A 22,144-nucleotide genomic window follows, 5' to 3' on the forward strand; every position below is an offset into this window, starting at 1 on the left:
ACCTACACTTTATCGACGTTCTTCCCGAACAGGCCGGACGGCTTGAAGAGAAGAATGACGATCAGAATAATAAACGCGATGGCGTCCTTGTCGATCACCATGCCGGTCATGAACCCGTCGCTCAGCGATTCGACGACGCCGAGAATCAGGCCGCCGATAATCGTGCCGGGAATCGAGCCGAGGCCGCCGAGCACCACGACGCAGAACGCCTTGAGCCCCGGAATTGCGCCCATCGACGGGAATAGCGAGTTGAAGTTCCACGCGACGAGCACGCCTGCGGCGGCTGCCAGCGCCGAGCCGATAACGAACGTGACCGAGATGACGCGGTTCACGTTGACGCCCATCAGCGAAGCGGCCCGCGTGTCCTGCGCCGTTGCCTGAATGGCGAGGCCCATCTTCGTAAACTTCAGGAAGGCGTACAGCAAGCCGAGTCCGACAATGCCGGCCGCGATGATGTATAGCTTCGTATTCGTAAGCGAAATCGATTGGGTGAGGTTCACGACCGATACTTCGATGCCCGTCTCGGGGAACGCCTGCGTATCCGACGTGAAGACGATTTGGAACAGGTTTTCGAGAAAAATGCCGACCCCGATCCCGCTGATCAGCGTGGTGATGGGGTGAGCGCCGCGCAGCGGACGGTAGGCGAACCGTTCGACCGCCATCCCGGCGATAGCCGAGATCACCATGGCGAACACGATGGCCGCCAGGAACGGCAGGTGCAGGTACGTGATGCCGATCATCGCCGCGAACGCGCCGATCATGTAGATGACGCCGTGCGCGAAGTGCAGCAGCTTCAGGACGCCGTATACCATCGTTAGGCCGACGGCGATCAAGATGTAGATGAACCCGAGCGATATGCCGTTAAGCAGCTGTTGCAGCAGCATAAGCCGTTCTTCACTCCTTTCCGTGGAGGTCGCGGGATAAGAAAGGAGACCCCAAGGGCCTCCTCCCTTTGCCTTTGACCAACTGATTGTTCTTAGTTGTACATTTGCGATTTCACGAATTGGAATTTGCCGTCCTTCACGGTCATAAAGATGACCGGTTTCATGACCTCATGGTCGGTGCGGAAGCGGATTTGGCCCGAGGTGCCTTCCAGCTCACTCGTCTCGTTGATGGCCTGCTTCAGCTTTTCCTTGTCGGTACCTGCTTTCTTCATCGCTTCGAGGATCACCATCGCGGCGTCATAGCTTTGCGAAGACAGCATGTCCGGCTCGCCTTTGTACTTGTCGTGCCATGCTTTGACGAACTTCTGGACTACAGGGCGGTTGTCGGTCGTGTAGAACGACGTAGTGAAGGTGGAGCCTTCCGTATTCGATTTTCCAAGCTCCAAATATTTCGGCGAATCGAAGCCGTCCACACCGAGGAGCTGCGCGTTAATGCCGCTTTCCTTCGCCTGCTTCACGATCGCGGCCGCTTCGTTGTAATAGGCGACCACATACAGGGCGTCCGGATTCGTCGCTTTGACCGCCGTCAGCACGGAGCTGAAATCTTTGTCGCCCATCTTGTGTGGGCGGTCGATCGCGATTTTCGCGCCGAGCTTCTCGACGTTTTCTTTGAACGACGTGTAGATCGATTTGCCGTAGTCGTTGTCGACGTACAGAACGGCAATGTTTTTCTTCTTCAGATCGTTCACCGCATATTCAGCCATCGCTCGGCCCTGCACCGGCCCCGTATAGATGACCCGGTTCACGTAATCGCCGCCCTTGGTCGCATCCGGATGCACCGCATAAGCGACGACCATCGGCACCTTCAGCTCCTGCACCTTCGCCGCCGCCGTCTTGGTCGGGCCGCTGTAAGCGCCGCCGACGAGCGCCGTCACTTTATCGTTGTTCACGAGCTTCTGCACCGCTTTGATCGCTTCCTCCGGCTTGCCCTGATCGTCTTCCGCCACGAGCTCGACCTTCTTGCCGTTGATGCCGCCGGACGCGTTGTATTGCTCGACCGCCAGCATCGCCGCATCGCGGCTGTGCGTGCCGTCCGTCGCCGTCGGCCCGGTCAGCGGACCGAACCAGCCGATCTTGATCGCGTCGCCCGACCCTTCTTTGGAAGCGCCTCCATTTGCCGAAGAAGAAGTCGCCCCCCCACCGCTTGCGCAGCCGCTGAGCAGGAATGTAGTCATCATGACGCTTGCTGCAAACATCGAAAACCGTTTCATCTTGAAGTGCCCCCTTTTGCTGTATGTGAATGAAGTGTGAACTTTTCCGGTGCACTCCTATCGTACTTGTAAACGCTTTCGAAAGCACTAGTGAATTTTGCGAAAGTTTAGCACAATTTTGCTGCGCGATATTCGTTCGGGCTGCAGCGAAGATAACGTTTGAACAGCCGGCTGAAGTAATTGGAATCCTGAAAACCGGCGAGCGAAGCGATCTCCTGCACCGGTTTATCCGTGTTTTCAAGGTAATAGACCGCTTTTTCGATTCGGAGCTTGTTCAAGTAGTCGACGAAGGTGCTTCCCGTTTCCTTGCGGAACAGGTGACTGAAATGGTAGGTACTAAGGTAACAATATTGTGCTATCTCTTCGAGGGGAATCTTGCGCTGATGATGCTGTTTCATGTAGGCGATGGCCGTCCGGATTACCGGCGACACCTCCGCTGTCTGCGCCTCGCCGATCCGTGCGGTCAGCTTGCTCCAGTGCTCGCTGACTTTGGCCACGAACTTGTCGTAGCGGATCGTCATGTACAGATCTTGAATAAACCGGGCGTTCTCCGACAAAATGCTCTGCGCATGACCGCCCACATCGAGCGACAGGCGCGTCAGCTGCATGACGAGGTCGATGACCTCGGATTTGAACATATCGACATTGCCGCGGTACGTCTGCCCCATGCGCTCCAGCAGCAGGTGCAGGTACGAAACCGCCCCGTGCACGTCGCCCAGACGGACACGGGCCATCAGCTCCGTCCGTTCCGCTTGCGAGACCGGCTTGTGCGGCTGCTCGCCATCCTGCTTTGGCTTTTCGTACTGGAAAATGAGCCGGTTGCCCTGGAAAAAGCGGTCGATCATCGACTCCTTCGCTTCCTCGTACGAGTAGTGGAGCATATACGGGTTATCGTAGAAGGTGCCTATGCCGACGGAGACGGAAAAGCCCTGCGCGTCGGTCAGCTTCTGCACCTGCTTCGCCATCGCGAAAGCGGTCTTCGCGGGATCGGGATCGCGCCGGTCCTTCGTCCCCAGCTCGACGAGCAAGGCCAGCACGCCTTCGGCCACCCATACCCAGACGAACGGCGCCTGGATGCCCGCATGCAGAGCGTCGATCAGCTTCTGCCCGATATCGATGCGCCACTGGATGGGCTGCCCGAGCGCCAGATCGGGATACCGGTCCATCGAGAAGACCATCGCCAGGTTGGGCCGGAGGTACATATCGAACTCCGCCTGCATCTCCGCGAACGTCGCTTCGTGAACCAGCGTACCGGAGATCAGCAGGTGGGTAAACGTCGCTTGAGTCGGATGTTGCCTCATGGGAGCCTCCTAATGGTTATTCAGGTTAAAAAACTCATATCCAATATAGCATGATTGCCGCAGCAGAACAGGAGACGGCGGCAAGGGAATTTTTTACTGCCAGACGGCCAATGGAACGTACCGGCTCTCTTGTTAGGCTTAACGTCCGACTGGACGTGCAAGGGGAGTCAAACCTTGGAATGTCATGGGGTTGTCCCTTATTTAAGTTATCGGAATATATCGAATTTTTTACAATATTATTTATATAATCCATTATTTTATAGGAGGGTATGTATGATGAAGAAACCGGCATTTCTCGTATCGATGTGTTTGTCCATGGGGTTATTGTATGGAGCATTACCGGCATCAGCAGAACCGGCTCCAGCAGTTCCCCTGCAAGCGGGACATGTTATCAGCCCTACGGTAGATACGGGATGGGTCAAAACATGGGGGGCCGAAGCCAGGCTTTATACGGATCGCGAAAAAGATTACTCTCCCGCTGACAGTTATGTCGAGGTCACTGCCGAGAAAAAAGGATGGGAAACTAATTATTATGAAATTTATCTTTATCGCGTAGAACTTACTGGTCTCCACTTCGTAAACTATAAAACGGGATACATGAGTGTTGGGACGAAAGCGAAATTTTATATTGACGATTTCTTATCTAAGGGAAGCAGCGGTGAATTTAAAGTTGAAATGCAACTTTACAAAGAAAGAAAAGATCGCGACCAATATCTGGGCGAGTGGGGAACTAAGACCTTCAAAATAAATCATTAGTTCAAACGAAGCCGTAGAATTCATTTCTACGGCTTATTCGCTTCCGCAGCCTACCCCGTCTCTTCCGTTTCCACGGACTTGAACCGGCTTTTGCCGAAAAAGACGTAGAACAACACCGAAACGACCGTATACACCACTGCCGTGATGCTGAACGCGTAGACGTAGCCGTAGTAGCTGCCGTATTGAGCGACAAGTCCGGTGCTGACCGGCGAAGCCAGAAACCAGCCCAGATTGAACACCGCTTCTCCGGAGCTGGAGGCAAGTCCACGCAGCGAGCGGTCGACGTATTTCATCTTGATCGTGTTGTAGAACGGATTGGCCGCATTCATCAGAGCTTGCCGGAACAAGTACCCTCCGCTCGCAATCATCAGATTGGTCGAAAACGCCGTAATCAGCAGAAACGGGATCGAGCACAGCTGAAGCACGATGACCGCTTTCGCTTCCCCGAGCCGCCGGGCGATGACCGGACCGATCAAGTACGCGAGCGCGGTCGCGCCCTGTCCCAAGGAGACGATGACGCCGATCACCGATTTCGAGGCGCCGAAGCGGTCTTCGAAATAGACGTTCAAGTAAGGCACCACCATGCCTCCGGCCGTCGAAGTCATGAGCCCGAGCAGTACGAAGAGGCCGATCACTTGAAGCGACGCTTTGTGATGCTGCACGGCATGCCGCCATGACAGCTTCCCGCCGGATGGCCGTTCCTCCCGGGCCCCCTTCAGCATCAGGACCGGAATCAGCCCGAGCGCCGCTATGCCGACGCCCGTCAGCAAGGTCAGACGCAGACTCAGGACACCGTCGAGACCGAAGGTAAACTGGAGCGTGTCGGTGAGAAACCCGCCGAACACGTTGCCGATAACGCTTGCAAACATGACGAGAGCCAGATTCAGGCTGAACAGGTGCACCCGCTGCGACGGGGTGGAATGGTTCGCCATGAACGGAATGACCGTCGCCGACACGACCGCCAGCGTCATGCCGCCCAGAAACGCGGAGACGAGCAGCCCCTGCTCGCCATCGATCAGCGAGCGGGCGGTCAGAGCGGCGATCACCAAAAAGCCCCCAATCGACACGAGCCGTTTCGGACCGAACCTGTCGTTCATGATGCCGGCCGGCACCAGCACGATCGCTGCGGCCATAGCCGCCATTCCCACAATATGCCCGACCATCGTCTGGTCGTAGCCGAGCGCTTTGACATACAGATTATAGACGAGGCCGAACATCCCGAGCCCCAAATTCCATACGAAATTAAAGCAAAGAAACAACCGGAGATTCCGGCTGTACCCGAGAAACTGCATCTTCCATTCATATAATAAAACCGACATCGGCTATCCGTCCTCCGGAGTCATGCAGCATGAATACCACATTTTAAGAGTAACCGATTCCATCGATGATTTGAATCTCTTTTTTTCAACGTTTCCCTTTCCAAGGCTTGGATAAAGATGTTATGCTTGGCAGATACGGAGCGGACAGTCCATACAACAGCTCCGGTTCGGAAGGAGAGACTAGATTGACAAGCTGGCATCAGAGCTTTACTCAAGATTTGTTAAACCAAGCGGCCCGCGCCTACGGGGTGGCCCCGGAGACGGTGAGCCATGTAGGAGGCTTTGAAAATCTCATATACGGCTTCCGGCGCGACGGCCGGGACCTGATTCTGCGCGTGACCCACAGCTCGCACCGCTCGCGGGAGCTGATCGAGTCGGAGCTGCACTTTGCGAGCTATCTCGCGGAGGGCGGCGTACGGGCGGCGAGGCCGGTGCCGTCTTGCTCCGGCGAACGGACGGAAACGGTTGAAACGGAAGACGGCTACTTCACGCTCGCCTGCTTCGAACAAGCGCCGGGCGGTCTCGTCCAGGCCGGGCATCCGGCTTGGGGTCCCCGCCTCTTCGAAGGCTGGGGCGAAATTACGGGCCGCATGCACAAGCTCGCCCGGTCGTACACCGTCCCTGCGGACATGACCCGCAGGCCGGACAAAGATATTTTGACCTTGGACCCGGCTTATTTGTCCCATCCCGACATTGCCTTGGCCCACGGTCGGTACGTCGAGGTGGAGGCGCGCATCAACGCACTTGAGCCGGAACCGGACGGCTTCGGCTTATGTCACCGGGATTTGCATCACAAAAACTTTTTTGTACACGGGGAAACGATCACGGCGTTCGATTTCGACGATTGCGGGTACGACTATTTCGTGCAGGATATCGCCATGGCCGTTTATTATGCCTCGGTACTGGGGGATTGGGCCCGGCCCGAAGCCGACCCGAAGCGCGTGTCCGAATTCGCCAACCGGTTTCTGGACAGCTTTATGAACGGATACCGGCGGGAGCACGAGCTAAGCAGCCACTGGCTGAAGCAGCTGCCGCTGTTCGTGGAAAGACGCCGCTGCGATATGTGCATGATCTTCCTGCAAAACGCAGTCGCCGAGCCTCCGAGTGCAGCGATCCGCGAGTGGCTTGACCGGAATGTGGAACAAATTTCTCACGGGAATACCTTATTATGACCTGTGCAGTTTGTGGAAAATCTAGGTAAATATTTGGTAGCCCCTGGCTTCAAGACCAGGGGCTTATTCTATTTTGCCATCCTACCATTTCGCTACTTTAACGTCCGCTTTCAGCCACGCTTCCCACTTCGGATCTTCGATCTTAAGAAAACTGAGCGAAATTCCTTCCATATCAAGCGAAGTCAAATGCGTGCCGATTTTGACGAACCGGACATCCAAGCTTTCCAGTTCACACAAGCGGCGAATGTCATTGGCAAACGCATACTGTTCAACCAGCGGGGTCGCGCCTAAACCGTTAACCAGTATCGCGAAAGGGTCTTGCCTTCTCCAACGGTATACGCTTTTCAGCTTATTGAACAGCTCGACCGCGAGCTTTTCCGAAGAAGAAAACACCTCTTTGCGGTACCCTTTCTCCCCGTGGATACCGACGCCGTAATACGCTTCGTTTTTTTGCAGCGTAAACGACGGTTCATCCTTCGTCGGATCGTTAGCCGGCGACAGCGCCACGCCTAGTGTGTGCAGCCTGCCGATCACTTGCTCGCCGAGTTCCTTCAGTTGCTCCAGCGTGTAGCCTTCCCGCGCGGCCGCCCCCAATATTTTATGGACCAAAACGGTACCCGCGACGCCCCTTCTTCTTTTGTTGTACGTCACGTCATCTTCGATCGACACATCGTCGTTAACGATCACATGGTCGACCATTCGCCCTTCTTCTTTCGCCAAAGCTTCCGCCGCCAAAAAATTGCCGACATCCGCGGTAAAGTTTTTAACGATGAGCAGCACGCTTCTGCTCCTGTCCACGAGGCGGATTGCCTCCAACACTTGCTCCGGCGTCGGCGGCACGAAAATTTCACCCACAACCGCAACGGAAAGCATGCCGTCGCCCACATAGCCGAAATCCGCCGGCTCATGGCCGCTTCCTCCCCCGCTGATGAGCACGACTTGCTGGCCCATGTCCGCAAGGTCTTGACGGAATATCAAATTATATTTCTCGTTATAGGACACCCGGTCTTTATGCTCAAAATAAAATCCTTGCAGCATATGGCAGACGATATTTTGAACATCGTTGATGATTTTCGTCATTTGTTTTTCCACCTTACTCTGGTTTGTTTCCCGGTCTGCTCGAGCAGCAGCAGTTGATTACGGATCATCTCTTTGATGAGCGAAGACAACACCGAAGGTTGAATGGAGCAATGGTGTTCAATCCAATCTTTGATCGTCCCGACAAACCCGTGACTGTAAAACGACGCCACCATATTTCTGTTCGCCTCGGAGATATGGATCGGCTTGTCCGTCAACCGTTCATCGATGATTTTGATATATAAATTTTTTGTATGTTCAAATAAATACTGGTTAAACGAATTTTGATCGGTTACTTTAAACGCCCTGCGATAAAACCGCTGATTCTCGTAAAAATAGTCCATCAGCAAGTCGAAAATGTTCTCCCACTTCTCATAATCCAAAAAGTCCTCGATGTTTTCCTTCGTTTCTTCTTTGTAAATCCAGCCCAAGAGCTCATACTTGTCCACGAAATGATAGTAAAACGTTTGCCTGCGCATCTGGCAAGACTGCATGATATCGCTTACGGAAATTTCATGGAACGATTTGGTTTCCATCAGTTTCTTTAAGGAATTCGCTATGATCTTTTTGGTAATGAGCGAATTGGTCATGATCATCTCTTCCCAACCCTAGGTTTACTGTTCATCTTAACAAAATCATCATGATTATTGAAGCAAGCGTTGTTTGACAGTTTGCCGTTTTTGTCCGTTTACGATAAAACGTTTTCATTCTATCATAGGGATTAATCAAACAATTTGGAATTTAGTGATCGCGGGAGGTAGGGCAAAGTGAAAAAGATCATCAACAAACCGGAGACGCTGGTCGCGGAAATGTGCAACGGACTCGTCATGGCCCATCCGGAGCTGGAGTTTATCAAGAAATATAAGGTGATCAAGAAAAAAGAAATTAACGAAAACAAAGTCACCTTGATCAGCGGCGGCGGCAGCGGGCACGAACCGGCTCACGCCGGATTTGTCGGCAAAGGGATGCTGGATGCGGCCGTATGCGGCGATGTGTTTGCATCTCCGTCCCAAATTCAGGTGTACCAAGCCATGAAAGCAACAGCAAGTCAAAAAGGGACGCTGCTGATTATCAAAAACTACAGCGGCGACGTCATGAACTTCAAAAACGGCGCTCAACTGGCCGCAGAAGACGGCATCCAAGTGGAATATGTGCGCGTCGACGACGACATTGCCGTTGAAGACAGCTTGTACACGGTCGGACGCCGCGGCGTTGCCGGAACGGTGCTCGTCCATAAAATCGCCGGAGCTGCTGCGGAAGAAGGCCGCGATTTGATGCAGGTGAAAGCGGTCGCGGAAAAAGCGGCGCATCACGTGCGCAGCATCGGCGTGGCGCTCACTTCGTGCACCGTTCCTGCACACGGGTCGCCGACGTTCAAGCTCGGTGAAGATGAAATGGAATACGGCGTGGGCATTCACGGCGAACCGGGCCAGCGGCGGGAAAAAATCGTCAGTGCGGACGAACTGGCGAAGCGGATGACAACTGAACTGTTAAAAGATTTGGGCATCCAAGACGGGGACAATGCGGAAGTTGCCGTGCTCGTCAACGGCTTCGGCGCAACCCCATTGCAGGAGCTGTACTTGTTTAACAACGCGACGGTTCGCGAGCTCGCAGGCCGGAACATCCGGATTTGCCGCACGTTTGTCGGCAACTATATGACAAGCATTGATATGGCGGGCATTTCGCTGACGATCTTGAAGCTCGATGACGAACTGAAGACGCTCGTATCGAAAGAATGTCATGCGCCGGCATTCCGGGTGAACGGTCCGGTACCACAAGTCGAGTATGCGGACATCGCGGAAGTCGACGACGATCGACCGGTTTCCTTCAAAACGGAAACGCCGGAACATGACGCGGTGGTTCAAGGCGGCGTGCTGACGCTTCAAAACATGATCTACATCGTCGATAAAATGAGCGAAATCATTATCGAAAATGAGGTTCCGTTCTGCGAACTCGACTCGCACGCGGGGGACGGCGATTTCGGGATGAGCGTCTCCAAAGGATTCAAGCAGTTAAAGCGGGAGTGGAGCGCGATCGTGGCCCAAGAGCCTTTCACGATCGGTTCTTTCCTGGACGCGTGCTCGATGGTCATTATGGAATATTGCGGCGGCGCTTCCGGACCGATTTGGGGCTCGGCGTTCCGCGCTGCCGGCAAAGCGGCGGCAGATAAAGCGGCACTGACTGTTGCGGAATATGCGGAAATGCTGCAAGCCGCGGTCAAAGGCATTCAGGCAACTGGGGAGCGTTCCTTCGGCAGAGGCGCCGTCGTTGGCGACAAAACGCTGATTGACGCGCTGGTGCCCTTCACGGATACGTTCACGGCAAGCGCCGTGGCGGGCGACGACTTTAAAATCGCCTTTGAAAAGGCGGCGCAAGCTGCGGTGGAAGGCGCCGAAAAAACGAAACAAATCGTCGCCCGAATGGGGCGCGCCGGCACTGTCGGCGAACGCAGCCTGGGCTATCCGGATGCAGGCGCCCACGCGCTTGGCGTCATCTTTACGGAAATCGCCCGCAGCTTGAAATAATCTAGAGAACAGCGGCCGGATGAGGACATTATTTATTGTATAAAATCAGCAAAAAACCGCCGTAAAGAGCGGTTTTTTCTGATTTTCCCAGTTTTATGGTTCAAAATCCTGCATTACCCGTCCAAAGACTGCGCATCCCGGGGCAGGCGCCTGACTTTGTCCACATACTCCCTTACATTGCGCTCTTCGTCCGCCGGGTAGTCGTAGCCGAGCTTTGCCGCAAGCGGCCCCCCGATCCTCCGGACAAGCTCCCCCGCCTGGTACAGCTTCTCCCACTGTTCTTCGGGATCGGCCCCGCAGTACAAGGACAACATTTGCTCGTAAATATCGGGCTCCAGAAACCGCTTGAACCACTTGCCGGCGCTGCCGACATTGACCTTCCAATCATAGTTGGCGCCCACATGCCATTCCAGCAGAAAGCGAAGCGATTCCATGAAGTATTGATCGTACAAATTTTTCGCCCGCGGGATTTCGTCGCGCCACAGCTCCTTGGCAATGCACACCTGAAGCCACCACAGCTCGATGATATGCACATTCCACAAATAGCGGGAAGGCTTTTGGACCAGATAGCTGCTGTCGTTCGGCTCCGGCAGCTTCAAATCGAGATTGTCTTTGTCGAGCAGCACTTTGCTGAGCGAGTCCTGATACACCTCTTGAATGCTGCCGATATCCTTGAAGCTGAGGTCGATCCGCACGCTGTCTTTGAACTGCATCATGTAGATGGACGAGCCGTCCTCGAAATATTCGTATTGCACGACGACTCGCTCGCCGAACGCCTCAATCCAGCTTCGATCCGTATTATAGGGATGGTCCCCCAGATTGGTCATATAAAAATCAATATCGTAATCCTGCATAAAATCGACCGGGGCGTTAGGATTGACCCGCGAACCGTTCATGACGATGCATCGAATCCGATCGTCCCGTTCGGCAAGCTGCAGGAGCTTCGCCAGTACCTCTTGTTCGTTTCTCATCGTTTAACCGACCTCCGCTTTTTTATTGGATGAAACCGTTACGGAAGTCGGCAGAGGCGGTCCTCGTGCATGATAAGAAACGAAGCGCGCGTGAACATACGGTTAGAGCTTATCGAGCAGCTTCTTCATGTTATGCTTCTCCTTTCAAGTCAATTTCTGTAAGTCTATTGTATACGTTCTGCCTCCCTGGGAAAAATGTTCTCCGACGGTCATTTTAAAATCGAATAATAAAGTTGTAGACTGTCCATTCAATCGTATTCGCTAGCTTAGCCCATATCTGGCGGACGACGGAAAAGTGTTGCCTGTTCAAAACTATAGGCGATACGGATTAGCGTGGGTTCACTAAAAGCCTTCCCGGAAAAGACAACTCCAAATGGACCCTGCGTCGAATCGCCATCCGCATCAATTGTTCCTTTGGTCGAATAACCGGCAGGCACCGTAATAAGGGGATATCCTAACCGGGCAGCAATGTACATGCCATCAATGTCACCGGGTAACATTAATGCATCTAGGCCGTGTTGATCGAGTACATAGTCAATCCCTTGCGTTACAGCCGGATGGTTATATTCTTGACGTTTAAGTTGATAGGTTGTCTCGTTTAGCGCATTTTGTTCCGAGCGAATCAGATTGTCTTGGCCGAACTTCAATGCGGAAGCAGCATGTTTCTGATTATAAGCTATCAGATCTTGAAGAGAATGCACGGGCATATCCGAATTCAACTTCGATAAATAGCGATTCAGGCCTGTTTTGAATTCGTAGCAGATCACATCATTGTTCCATGGATGCTGTTCCATATGGAGGTCCACAGGATCGATAACTGTAGCGCCTTGCTCCCGCAGAACATGAATGGCGGATTCCATGATGGAAAGTCTTTCTTCATCCAACGACCGATAGTATTGTCTGGGAATCCCGATACGAGCTTTACGCAGAAAATCTCGGTCGAGATAAGCTGTGTAGTCGTGAAATATACGATGCGGGCTAGTCCAAGTGGCCTTATCGTTATCGTCAATCCCGACGATTGCGCCAAGTAGAATCGCTGCATCAGTGACTGTCTTTGAAATCGGTCCCGGCGTATCCTGACTTATAGAGATCGGGATAATGCCTCTGCGACTCGCAAGCCCTACAGTAGGCTTGATTCCGACGAGAAAATGTTGGCTGGCCGGCCCAATAATCGAACCCGCAGTTTCTGTCCCGATCGCTGCCGCTGTCAGGTTCGCCGCTACGGCTGCAGCCGATCCTGAACTTGATCCGCTGACGAAGAGCTTGCCAGGTCCATATGGATTCAATACATATCCTCCTCTGGAGCTGTATCCGGCTGGCATACGATTGGACATAAAATTCGACCACTCGGTCATATTGGCCTTACCTAGAAGAACAGCGCCGGCAGCCCGAAGCTTTGCGGCTACGAACGCATCTTCGGCAGCAAACAACTCGGCTAATGCGATTGAACCAGCGCTCGTATGCAACCGGTCGTGCGTATCGATGTTATCCTTGAGCAGAATAGGAATTCCGTGCAGCGGCCCCCTACAGCCTGTTTTATTTCGCTCAAGGTCAAGATTCCTTGCGATTTCAAGCGCATCTGGATTGATTTCTAATACGGCATTGATCAAAGGATTATACTTATGAATGCGTTCGATATATGCAAGAACGAGGGCTTCGGAAGTGCATTCACCAGTAGTCATTGCCTTCTGCATGCTCACCAAATCGGCTTCCCGAATCCAATCTTGCAAGTTGATGCTCATCTATTTAGTACCCCCGGCGCTGGAAAATTTTCAGATAGCAGTAACATGGTAACATGCCGCCTTAGCAAGGGTATAGGGAAAGTTTCGATTAGATAAGATCGTATCGGTTAGGCTTAATCTGCCAGTTAGCTTAGCACGAATTCCTGTCCAACAAGTTCAAGAGCCTACTCAACCATGTGGCGCAGTTTCACTCCGTGTTGTCGGTATTTCTGCCATCGAAAAAATTGCTCCATTCGCGAAACTGGCGAACATAGCGGAATTTGAAGCTGAATATGCCGCTAAACTTGAAAAATTCTACTCGCTTGGCCGTGGGGGTTATGATTTGGTTTGGAGCAACAGTGGAGTTTCTTAACGGAGGGGGAGGCACAGGGGAACAACCCCTGTACGAATGAGAAGCTCTGTGGCAGCCTGCCCCAGCTGCCATGACCGGATGCGGCCGCCACGCGTCAGCTAGATACTGGTTAACGTTTGTAAGCGAAGGTTTGTTTTTGGATGAAGCGATTTATCAGCTACAACATGGCGGCTGTTACTAAGACATATGCGTTGTACGCTGCATCACCCTTTTACTCCCCGGTTGTCTGTGCCCGCCAATATTGACGCGTCTCTTCATCCTTGACGACGAAGCCGAGCTTGCTTACCTCGAGGCGCAGTTCTTTGGCTTCGCCCTTTTCCTTCTTTTGAAGCGCAATTTCGCGTGCTTTCAACAGCGCGTTGACCGCAGGCGGCAAATCAGGGGTATCGAGTACCCAGCGGCGGAACTGCTCCTGGTACGGGTCGCCGCCCGGCGACCAAGGATACCCGTGCTCCGTCAAAGCGACGGCGATCCGCCCGCTCGCCCACTCATAGGTTTCGCGGGCAAGCTCCTCTCCCGCATTTCCAAGGATTACAAGCTGCTTGCCATCAAGGAAAACCAGACCTATATCTGCAAGACTGAGATCTTGAACGACCCCGTCTTTCTCCAACCGGATCGTTTCGCCAGAGACCACCACACGCAGCGTATCCTTGATTACCTCCTCGGCGAACCAGAGGCCGGCGAGCAGACCAAGAAGTGAAGTGACGACAGTCACCCACATCCCGGAGAAGGACGTGATTAGCTTAAGCGGCCCTTCAAACGGTACCCAAGGCAAGGTCAAAGCCCACTTGGCAATCAGCGGGATGAAGTACCCGAGCGCAATACCGAGGATAATACACCCTGCAAAAATCAGGACGCGGATAGCAACGGAAAAGCCGATTACGGTCGGTTTTTGGTACGACGGCCGCAATGCATTCATACGATATTACCTCCTAAGATGATTCAAGAGATGGCGGGTTAGGATCGCCGAACCTCTTACTTACCTATCGGTAAGTAAATAATACCACAAAAAATAACATTTGAAAATAATGGATTGACCGCGCCTTACATCATGCCGTATACAAGAGATGCTGATTCATCCCCCCTTATCGAAGAGGGAGTCTTCTCAGCCTTAACGATAAAATGGCCCCATCGCAAAAAGACCGCACTTCAAGTCCGAAGGCGATCTTTTCGCAATATTACGTATTCAACTTGGGAGGCTATCCGCCCGCGCAGCGGAGCGTCAGCAGTCCGATGCCGTAGTCGGCGCTGGCAAACAGGAGCAGGACCGATTGTTCCTCCCTTAGTTGGCCGTTCGATACCGCTTCCTGCAAAGTGAGGAACGGATCGCTGCCCAAAAAATTTATTGCTTTCCACGTTTGCCTTACATAAACAGGAATCCCGCAGCGTTTCCCAGCCTCGGACACAGCCGTAACGAAGGCATCGGACACGTTCTGAATCACCAGCCGATCGGGTGCGTTTCCCGCCGCTTGCATCTCCCGCAGCGCTTGCTCCGCTTGCCGGGCAAGCGCCAGCGTCGTCCGCTCGTAATCGGGCGTCGTCCACGCCCGCATCGAGCCTTCGGGAAAGACAGGCTGTATGCGGTAATCCACTACCTCGTAATCCCCGGCTTCGGCATTCACCATACAGAGCACCGCTGCATCGCCTTTGATCGAGCCTGTCCAAGACATTCGGCTGAACGGATAGTTTGTTCGATCCGCCATGCAGAACAAGCCGTCCGTTCCTTCTCCATATTCCAGCACCCGCTTGCACAAGTCGATTGCTCGAATGCAGGCGAGGCTGCCGAGCTGTCCGAGCACGAACGACTGTGCATGGCGATGCCCGAACTTGGCGCACAGCATTAACCCCGGTAAGGTCGTCAGCGGATGCTGTACGGTCTCGTGGCAGTAACAGATCAGATCAAACTTACGGTCCGCTCCGAAGCGTCGTTTCCCTTCCGCGCACAAATATTCGACCGGATGCTTTCCGAACACAGGAATCTGAACCGCAGGAAGCGTGGAATCCAGCAGCCTGGGTTCCACGGGAGGCCACGGCGAGGACATCCCGGCATGCGCAAACAGCCATTTGGGCGGGCTATCTTCCCATGGCTGTCCCGCCTCTGCGCAATAGGCCTCCAAGGAGCTTTCCGCCTCCGGAACGATGCACCGAAGCCCGCTAATATACAGCTTCGTACCGCCCGTTAAAACATGCGCGCTCACGGCTTCCCTTCTTCCTTGGCCGGAATTCCGAGCCGCTTGATCGGCACATATTGGTGCAGGGCACAGCCGAATGTGCCGGCCATGCCGACGGTAACCGTTAAATAATAGTCCCCCGGCAGCAACGCCCCGTCGGCTAACGCGCGCCAAAGGTTGAAAGGGATGTCCGCATTCGTAATATGTCCGACTTCGTTCATGGTGGCGTAGTAAAACATATCCGGCGAAATCCGCAGTGAACCGGCTACCGTCTCCCATATCTGCCGGATCGTATTGCCGCACACGATGAGACGGATGTCGGAAAAGGTGAATCCGGCTTCGCTAAGCGTCTCCTGCATAATCTTGCGGATGCTCATATAGAAAGTCGCATGGAAATGCCGCAGGCGGGACGGATGGTTATCGTAGACCTTGCCTGCCGTTTTGTACTTTACGGCAAGCGTTCGATGATCGCCGTATTCCCGGCGTAGTAAGCAGGCGCTGGCACTGTCTCCGCTAAGGATGAAATCATTGATATAGTAGAACGGATGAATACCGAGATCGGCGGTCACAAACAGCACCGCTTTGTCCGGATCGCGGGCAAACGAATAGGCGGCCATATGCAGAAACCAATGGAACGTCGAGCAGGAATGCTCCTCGACCGGATACAAGGGAACCTGCTCCCAGCCCCAGCGCAGCAGGATCGTTTTGAACAGATTGCACTCATGCCAAGCTACCTGAGCCGTATGCGCGAACCAGATTTCCCCAATCTCGATGCCTTCCCGCTTGCAACGCTCCGCTACAGGCTCAAGTGCCCTCTCCGCCATTTCCTCCATCGACAGGTGTCTTTCTACCGCAACAGTCTCGAACCCCCGCTCCCGGTAAGAAGCCTCATCGGTTTCAGGGGGATACCCGCATTGCACCGCGTTGGAAATGATGTCCGCAATCGGCACCTTTAGCTCGGGCCGATACACGAAGAAGTCATCCATATGAAACCGCCCTTGGAACATGCGCAGCCCTCTTTCATAGGTTACCGCCAGCTTGCGGCATTTATCGGCCGTAGTTATAGAGCAGCACGCATCGCGAGCAGATCGGCGTCAAGCCGAGGCCGAGCGTCTCCCGGTGCCGCCGGAAATTTTCGCCATGATACACGTCCTTCAAGTCTGCCCCGTTCAAGTCGCCGAGCGTAAACTCAGGGAAAAACTTGCACGGGTTGACCTTCCCATCCGGCATCACATCCACCCGGTTGGCAATGGCCAGGCATTGCTCCCGCTTCATCGCCGGCTTCTCGGAGCCAAGAATGAAGTCTCTGATCTCATCCCGCTCCAGCGCCGGCTGAAACCGGATTCGGCTGCTCCACACCCGCTCGTTGATCCGGTCGATCTCGGCGGTAAGCGGCTCGATATTCGATTCCGAGACGCGGAAGGTGAAGGAATGCCAACTGTACCGCTGCTGCTGGTGCGCCGCTTCCAGCCAAGGGAAGTACTGCGCATAGTAGTCGTCCATCTTCATGGCAATCTCGCTTGGGATGTACCACGGAAACACGAAGTAGACCGTGTCGACGCCTAGCTCCTCGAAGTATGCCATGAAATCGTACAGCTTCGTGACCATCGCATCGCTAATGGTCAGACTGAGCGAGATCCGGCCTTGATACTCGCCGGTTCGCTGCAGGTCAAGCAGCAGCTTCACTGTTTGGACGACTTTCTTGTACGTGCCCTTCCCGCGAATGGCATCGTTCTCCGCCTCGAAGCCGTCGAGACTGATCAGCAGCGTCATGTCCTTCGAAATTTTCAGCACGGAATCCAGCTTCTGCTCAACCAGCAATGCATTGGTGCAAATCGTCGTGTTGCGGGGATCGCGCGCCAGCAGGTCGGCGAAGTCGTCGAAGCGGCTGTAATACAGCGGTTCGCCGCCCCAAACGAACAAGCGGGATTTTCGCTCGCGGGTTTGCTCCAGCAGACGTTCGAGCATGGAAAACTCGATCTCCTGATTCTTTATTTCCTTCGCCATATCATGATGGAAACCATCGCTAGCCCATTCGAAGCAGTGCTTGCAGCGCAGATTGCAGCCGTTGTTCAGCTTAATGCCGATATCCTCGGGAATATCCAGCGCGAACGTCGGATCGTGCCTTAGCGCTTTGCTTGCCACGGACATGTTGCGGATCGTCCGCTTCATATTTTGAAACGTGCTCTGGTCGAAGGTGACCTTTGTTTGCGGTTGCATGGACACTCCTCCTATCCTTCGGTGAATGTTTTTTCTTGTTCGATACTAGATCGGCTGTCCTGCTGCCTGGCCGCCTGTGCTGTTTGCGACCGCCGCCCGCTCCTTTTCCAGGAAAGTCACAAAAGCTTGGACGGAGCCCAAGTGGTCGATGTCGAAATGGTCAAAATCGATTTCCACATCGAAAGCATCTTCGATGGCCAGCACGAAATTGATCATTTGCAGCGAATCGAGTCCGACCTCGTTAATGATATCCGTCTCCGGCTTTAACGTGGACAGCAGCTCCGGAGACTCCTTGATTTCGCTCAAAATTTTGATCACGGTTTGCAGAATCATAAGAAACTCCTCCTCATCTAAGTCAGTCTGTGGCTAGCCTGAGGCCAGCGGATTTCCGGGCCGCTTCGCCCTCGCCAGCGCCAGCAGCCGCTCATGTATCGCCATGCGCTCGTACGATTGAGCGATCGGCACATTGTCTTTTGTCCCGTCCAGCACGTCGCTGAAAAACGCCAATTGATTCACGAAGTAATTTTGCGGCTCGAAGGCCAGCTTCTCCACCGCCCCGCTCTGCTTATCTTGAATGCGAATCGCAATGCGGTACGTTCCCATACTGGCGCGGAAAAAATCGTCTACGGTCACAACGGCACGCTCAAATTCGAGCGTATGCCGGGAAATCCCCGGCAGCTCGAAGGAGGCGACAAGCTCGGCGCGCACCTCGTCCGCATACTCCAGCGCCGCACGAAACGTCCAATCACAGCCGCCCGGCCCCGCAAAATCCGACTCCGCATCGCAGCCCGACGGCTCCAGCCCCAGCACCGCTTGAAGAAATTGCAGCCAATAGCAGCCGAAATCATAGAAGGCACCGCCGCCGCGTTCCGGGAAGCTGCGATAGTTTTGCCGCTCCGGGTCCTGAAACGGAACCGAGATTTGCGAGCGTACCTGCAAAAGGCGGCCGTAAGCGTTCTCGCCGACCATCCGCTTGATCTTGCTCTGCCAAGGATGGTGCTGCACCATCAAGCCTTCCAGCACGGGCAAGCCGGACGCCGCCTGCGCGTCCATCAGCCTCCGAAGCTCCTCCGTGTTCAGACAGATCGGCTTCTCCACCAACACCGGCTTCCCGGCCTGCAGCGCTCGAAGCGTCCATTCCGTATGCAGCTCGTTGCTGAGCGCGATATAGACGAAGTCAACCTCCCCGCAGGCCAGCAGCTCATCATAGCTGCCGAACGCGTGCGGAATGCCGTGCTTGTCCGCATAGGACTCGGCCTTAGGCTTCGTCCGGCTCGCAATAGCGTGAACGCCGAGGTGTTCGAGACTCTTGAGGGGCGTGAACAGCGCCCGGTCGAGGATGTGAGCGCAGCCGAGCACACCGATTCGTTTCTTTCTCATGGGCACAACCTCGTGCTTCCTTTATTTTTCCGTCTTCGTCTTGAAGTTGAGACAGCAGGCCTGACAGATCGGGAAAGAATTTTTTTTCAAATAATTGCGGTATTGCTTATACTTCGGTCCATTCCAGATATCAAGCAGCCGCTGCTCGTTCACGTTACCGAGCGTCAAGTCGTAGAAGGCATGACAGGAGGTCACGTCACCTCTCGCATTGATCTCCGTGCTGAGCCAAGGGAACTCGCAGCGCTTCTTGGCATGCGACAGCTTGTGGCTGTTTCCGCTGAAATATAGCTCGACCGTCTCTTCGGTCATGTTTTGCGGGTAGGCGTTGAAATAAACGCCCTTCTCCTTGCAGTACTCCTCGATGTTGCGTACCTGACGGGAGATATCCTTTGCATTCATCTCGCTAAACTCGGATAATTCGCGGACGAAGCCCTTGGAAACGGCTGCATTCGTGTCCAGATCAAAATTATTTTTCAAAATATTCCGGTAATTCACGTGATCTTCCGGCGTAATAAACGACTGAAACTCCAAGCTGATATGATCCAGCTTCGTAATATCCATACTTTTGAAGAACAGTTCTTCCACATGCATGTACGTCAGCGGGGTAATGATGAAGATCGTGCCGATTTTCGGAAACTCCTTGCCCTTCTCCTCCCGGAGCGCATGAAGCTTCTCAATGCCTGCGGTCGCTCTCTTGAACACGCCCTTGCCGCGCTGCTGGTCGTTAATTTCCTCCGGACCGTCCATCGACACCCATACGCGGTGCGGCTCATTCTCGATAATCATCTCCGCATGCTTCTCCAGCAGCGTTCCGTTAGTCGGGAAGGCGACTTGGCTTCCGTAATATTTTAATGCAGCCAGAACCTCGTCGATCTGCGGATACATCAGAGGCTCTCCGCCAAACAGATCGTAATACGGCTTGACCGGACTGCAATCCTCGATAATTTGCTTAACCACTTTAATATCCAGCTGCGTTAACATCGTTCGTTCCTTGTAGGCGCCGTTATCGCCCCATTCGTAGCACATTTTGCACCTTAGATTACAGGCCTCCAGAAGCTGCAGCCAAATCCATCGGGGCGCCGACGTACTCAAGAGCGGTGAAATCGGTGAAGCCGTGTCGTTGCGAAGTTGTACGGACATCGTCTAACCTCCTCCAATTTTCGAATCATTGTCGGTATAGGACCTGTCGATTCAGCCTAGACTGCCTCATCTGCGGAGCCTTCCCGCCTGCGCTTGTTCCGGACGGCATCACCTCCCTTTCGTCATTTGCCGCTTCGGACGAATGTTCCGCTACAGATTCGAGCTGCTGTACACGCCCAGCGCCCGCTTCCACAGGAAGCGGACCAGCAGGAAGCAGACGACCGGCGCCAAAGCGGCCCAAGCCAATTCAGCGGCAGACAGCTTGCCGAGCACAAACATCGGGGCAAAGTTCGTAATCAAAAACACCGGAACGACGAACGTTCCTATGCGCTGAATCCACTTGTTGTACATCGATGCGGGCATATTGTTGGAATCCCATACGGAGTACGAAATTTCGCTGGCGGCCGACGTGTTCACGAACCAGAACGAGAGCAGCGAAGGGATGATCATAATGCAGTACGTAAGGACGGTGGCCGCAAGCAGAAAGGCCACAAATCCGGCAACATGGAGCAGCGTCAGCGGAATGCCCGCGGCGCTCCAGCCAATCGCGATCATCACAGTACCCGCAATCATATTCGGGATCGGCATCCCGACCTCGATAACCCGCAAGGACACGAGAAATTGCAGCGAAATCGGCTTGACCATCATCAGATCGAGACTACCCGTGCGGACATGATCACTGAGACGCAGGAAATTGTTAAAGAACAAGCCCATGTAAATGCCCGTCAGCCATAGATGCGTTCCCATAAACATCAGAATCGTATCCGGTGACAGCCCGTTGATCCGCACATTCGTTTTGTACACGACGACCGCATACAGCAGCTTAGCCATCAGGAACGCCGCTTCGACGAATATGCCCGTTATAAAATTAAAGCGGTATTCCATCTGGGAAATGACCGAGTTTTTGGCGAATAACGCCAGAATGTGCAAATGCCGCCGCAGTTCGGTAACGAAGTTCAAAAGCTCAGCCTCCTAGCCCCAAGTACCGTTTCATCCCGCGCTTCCAGGCCAGATGGCAGACGATCAGCATCAGACCGATCCAGATGCCTTGTCCGGCGATGCCTTGCCATATAAGCCCGCCCGCGATTTTGCCGTTCAGGACGTTGACAGGGAAGTAAATCATATAGTGGAAGGGCAGGTAACGAAACAACTGCTGCAGCCCTTCTCCGAAAATTTCAAGCGGAAACATGCCGCCGCTCATAATATTGACCAACAGGCTGGTAACAACGAAAAAATAGGAGATTTCCGACAACCAGAAGGCGCACGCGCAAAGGGCGTACGAGATCAGAAAGCTAAGAATGACAGACAGGCACAGGGAGAGGAAAAAAGCCAGCAATCGTTCAAGTCCGGTATGCTGCTTATAGAATGAGTTCAATGCGAAGGTTAGAGCCAGTATGACGAGCAGGGAAATCGCCACATAGATCAAGCGCTGCCCGATAAACGAGCAGATGCGGAAGCCGAAATACGCGACCGGCTTGACGATATATTTATTCAATCCGCCGCTTTTGATATCTTCGGCGATGGCGTGCTCCATATTCGTAATGACCAGCTTGGAGACGACGGCGGCGATGATCGTATACATGATCATCTCTTGATAGGAATAGCCGAACAGTCCGCTCTCTCCGGCGCTCGCGTACACCGCCGTCCATATGTAGTAATTCACGACGATCGGAAACACCGCACTGAACAGGGAGAGAAAAAAATTAAAGCGGTATTCCAGCGAGCTTTGGAAGCCGATGCGGAACGCGACGACATACTTGTGATGAGCCATGGCGCTACCTCTCGCGGAGTCCGACGATGCCGTCTTCGGTCGTCAGTCCTCAATTTTGTGAATGATGGGGGTTGTCCCGAAACGGTTGCTTG

Annotated in this window: 20 protein-coding genes; 3 read left to right on the forward strand and 17 right to left on the reverse strand. The window is 53.8% G+C overall.

Going from position 1 to position 22,144, the window contains the following annotated elements; all coding sequences use genetic code 11:
• Positions 1-2: 2 nt before the first annotated feature.
• The 3 genes from PEL01S_RS17025 to PEL01S_RS17035 form a co-directional block, all read right to left on the reverse strand.
• Positions 3-884, reverse strand: coding sequence for a branched-chain amino acid ABC transporter permease (locus tag PEL01S_RS17025; RefSeq protein WP_010493189.1), 882 nt, complete (start codon positions 882-884; stop codon positions 3-5).
• Positions 885-976: 92 nt separating this feature from the next.
• A complete protein-coding gene (locus PEL01S_RS17030) occupies positions 977-2,155 on the reverse strand; it encodes an ABC transporter substrate-binding protein (protein WP_063177596.1) in 1,179 nt (392 codons plus the stop codon).
• Between the two features lie 107 nt (positions 2,156-2,262).
• The gene (locus PEL01S_RS17035) at positions 2,263-3,456 is read right to left on the reverse strand and encodes a helix-turn-helix domain-containing protein (protein ID WP_127461144.1); all 1,194 of its coding nucleotides are present in this window, start codon (positions 3,454-3,456) and stop codon (positions 2,263-2,265) included.
• Positions 3,457-3,729: 273 nt separating this feature from the next.
• Here PEL01S_RS17035 and yqgA point away from each other — a divergent pair, with 273 nt between their 5' ends.
• On the forward strand, positions 3,730-4,212 hold the full coding sequence (gene yqgA / locus PEL01S_RS17040; protein WP_127461145.1) for a cell wall-binding protein YqgA: 483 nt from the start codon (positions 3,730-3,732) through the stop codon (positions 4,210-4,212).
• 50 nt (positions 4,213-4,262) lie between these two features.
• Here yqgA and PEL01S_RS17045 read toward each other — a convergent pair whose 3' ends face one another.
• Positions 4,263-5,531 carry an MFS transporter gene (locus PEL01S_RS17045; protein WP_127461146.1) on the reverse strand — a complete coding sequence of 423 codons (1,269 nt, stop codon included), beginning with the start codon at positions 5,529-5,531 and terminating at the stop codon, positions 4,263-4,265.
• Between the two features lie 185 nt (positions 5,532-5,716).
• Here PEL01S_RS17045 and PEL01S_RS17050 point away from each other — a divergent pair, with 185 nt between their 5' ends.
• Positions 5,717-6,703, forward strand: coding sequence for a phosphotransferase enzyme family protein (locus tag PEL01S_RS17050; RefSeq protein WP_163767713.1), 987 nt, complete (start codon positions 5,717-5,719; stop codon positions 6,701-6,703).
• A gap of 81 nt (positions 6,704-6,784) precedes the next feature.
• Here the strand turns inward: PEL01S_RS17050 and dhaQ are convergent, their stop codons facing one another.
• Both dhaQ and dhaS read right to left on the reverse strand, forming a co-directional pair.
• Complete coding sequence (gene dhaQ, locus PEL01S_RS17055) at positions 6,785-7,783, reverse strand: DhaKLM operon coactivator DhaQ (protein ID WP_127461148.1); 999 nt, start codon at positions 7,781-7,783, stop codon at positions 6,785-6,787.
• Complete coding sequence (gene dhaS, locus PEL01S_RS17060; RefSeq protein ID WP_127461149.1) at positions 7,780-8,370, reverse strand: dihydroxyacetone kinase transcriptional activator DhaS; 591 nt, start codon at positions 8,368-8,370, stop codon at positions 7,780-7,782. Before dhaS ends, dhaQ begins: the two co-directional genes overlap by 4 nt.
• 177 nt (positions 8,371-8,547) lie before the next feature.
• Between dhaS and dhaK the strand changes: the two genes are divergently transcribed.
• Positions 8,548-10,305, forward strand: coding sequence for a dihydroxyacetone kinase subunit DhaK (dhaK, locus tag PEL01S_RS17065; RefSeq protein WP_127461150.1), 1,758 nt, complete (start codon positions 8,548-8,550; stop codon positions 10,303-10,305).
• Between the two features lie 113 nt (positions 10,306-10,418).
• Here the strand turns inward: dhaK and PEL01S_RS17070 are convergent, their stop codons facing one another.
• From PEL01S_RS17070 to PEL01S_RS17120, 11 genes are all read right to left on the reverse strand, one after another.
• Complete coding sequence (locus PEL01S_RS17070; protein ID WP_127461151.1) at positions 10,419-11,276, reverse strand: aminoglycoside 6-adenylyltransferase; 858 nt, start codon at positions 11,274-11,276, stop codon at positions 10,419-10,421.
• Positions 11,277-11,542: 266 nt separating this feature from the next.
• Positions 11,543-13,018, reverse strand: coding sequence for an amidase family protein (locus tag PEL01S_RS17075; RefSeq protein WP_127461152.1), 1,476 nt, complete (start codon positions 13,016-13,018; stop codon positions 11,543-11,545).
• Between the two features lie 563 nt (positions 13,019-13,581).
• Entirely contained in the window at positions 13,582-14,289 is a 708-nt protein-coding gene (locus PEL01S_RS17080; RefSeq protein WP_127461153.1) for a YqeB family protein, read from the reverse strand.
• A gap of 280 nt (positions 14,290-14,569) precedes the next feature.
• Positions 14,570-15,568, reverse strand: coding sequence for a hypothetical protein (locus tag PEL01S_RS17085; RefSeq protein ID WP_127461154.1), 999 nt, complete (start codon positions 15,566-15,568; stop codon positions 14,570-14,572).
• Complete coding sequence (locus PEL01S_RS17090) at positions 15,565-16,548, reverse strand: 3-oxoacyl-[acyl-carrier-protein] synthase III C-terminal domain-containing protein (RefSeq protein WP_127461155.1); 984 nt, start codon at positions 16,546-16,548, stop codon at positions 15,565-15,567. The genes PEL01S_RS17085 and PEL01S_RS17090 overlap by 4 nt, the downstream gene beginning before the upstream one ends.
• A gap of 40 nt (positions 16,549-16,588) precedes the next feature.
• Positions 16,589-17,761, reverse strand: coding sequence for a radical SAM protein (locus tag PEL01S_RS17095; RefSeq protein ID WP_127461156.1), 1,173 nt, complete (start codon positions 17,759-17,761; stop codon positions 16,589-16,591).
• A 45-nt stretch (positions 17,762-17,806) separates the two neighbouring features.
• A complete protein-coding gene (locus tag PEL01S_RS17100; RefSeq protein ID WP_127461157.1) occupies positions 17,807-18,094 on the reverse strand; it encodes an acyl carrier protein in 288 nt (95 codons plus the stop codon).
• Positions 18,095-18,127: 33 nt separating this feature from the next.
• The gene (locus PEL01S_RS17105) at positions 18,128-19,141 is read right to left on the reverse strand and encodes a Gfo/Idh/MocA family protein (RefSeq protein WP_127461158.1); all 1,014 of its coding nucleotides are present in this window, start codon (positions 19,139-19,141) and stop codon (positions 18,128-18,130) included.
• Between the two features lie 21 nt (positions 19,142-19,162).
• Positions 19,163-20,281 (reverse strand): radical SAM protein, encoded by a 1,119-nt coding sequence (locus PEL01S_RS17110; protein ID WP_082866791.1) that lies wholly within the window; start codon positions 20,279-20,281, stop codon positions 19,163-19,165.
• Positions 20,282-20,431: 150 nt separating this feature from the next.
• Positions 20,432-21,241: an ABC transporter permease gene (locus PEL01S_RS17115; protein ID WP_063177611.1), complete on the reverse strand. Its 810-nt coding sequence runs from the start codon at positions 21,239-21,241 to the stop codon at positions 20,432-20,434.
• 4 nt (positions 21,242-21,245) lie between these two features.
• Complete coding sequence (locus PEL01S_RS17120; RefSeq protein WP_063177612.1) at positions 21,246-22,052, reverse strand: ABC transporter permease; 807 nt, start codon at positions 22,050-22,052, stop codon at positions 21,246-21,248.
• Positions 22,053-22,144 lie beyond the last annotated feature (92 nt).

This window comes from Paenibacillus elgii NBRC 100335, from assembly GCF_004000865.1.
Classification (GTDB): Bacteria; Bacillota; Bacilli; order Paenibacillales; family NBRC-103111; genus Paenibacillus_G; species Paenibacillus_G elgii.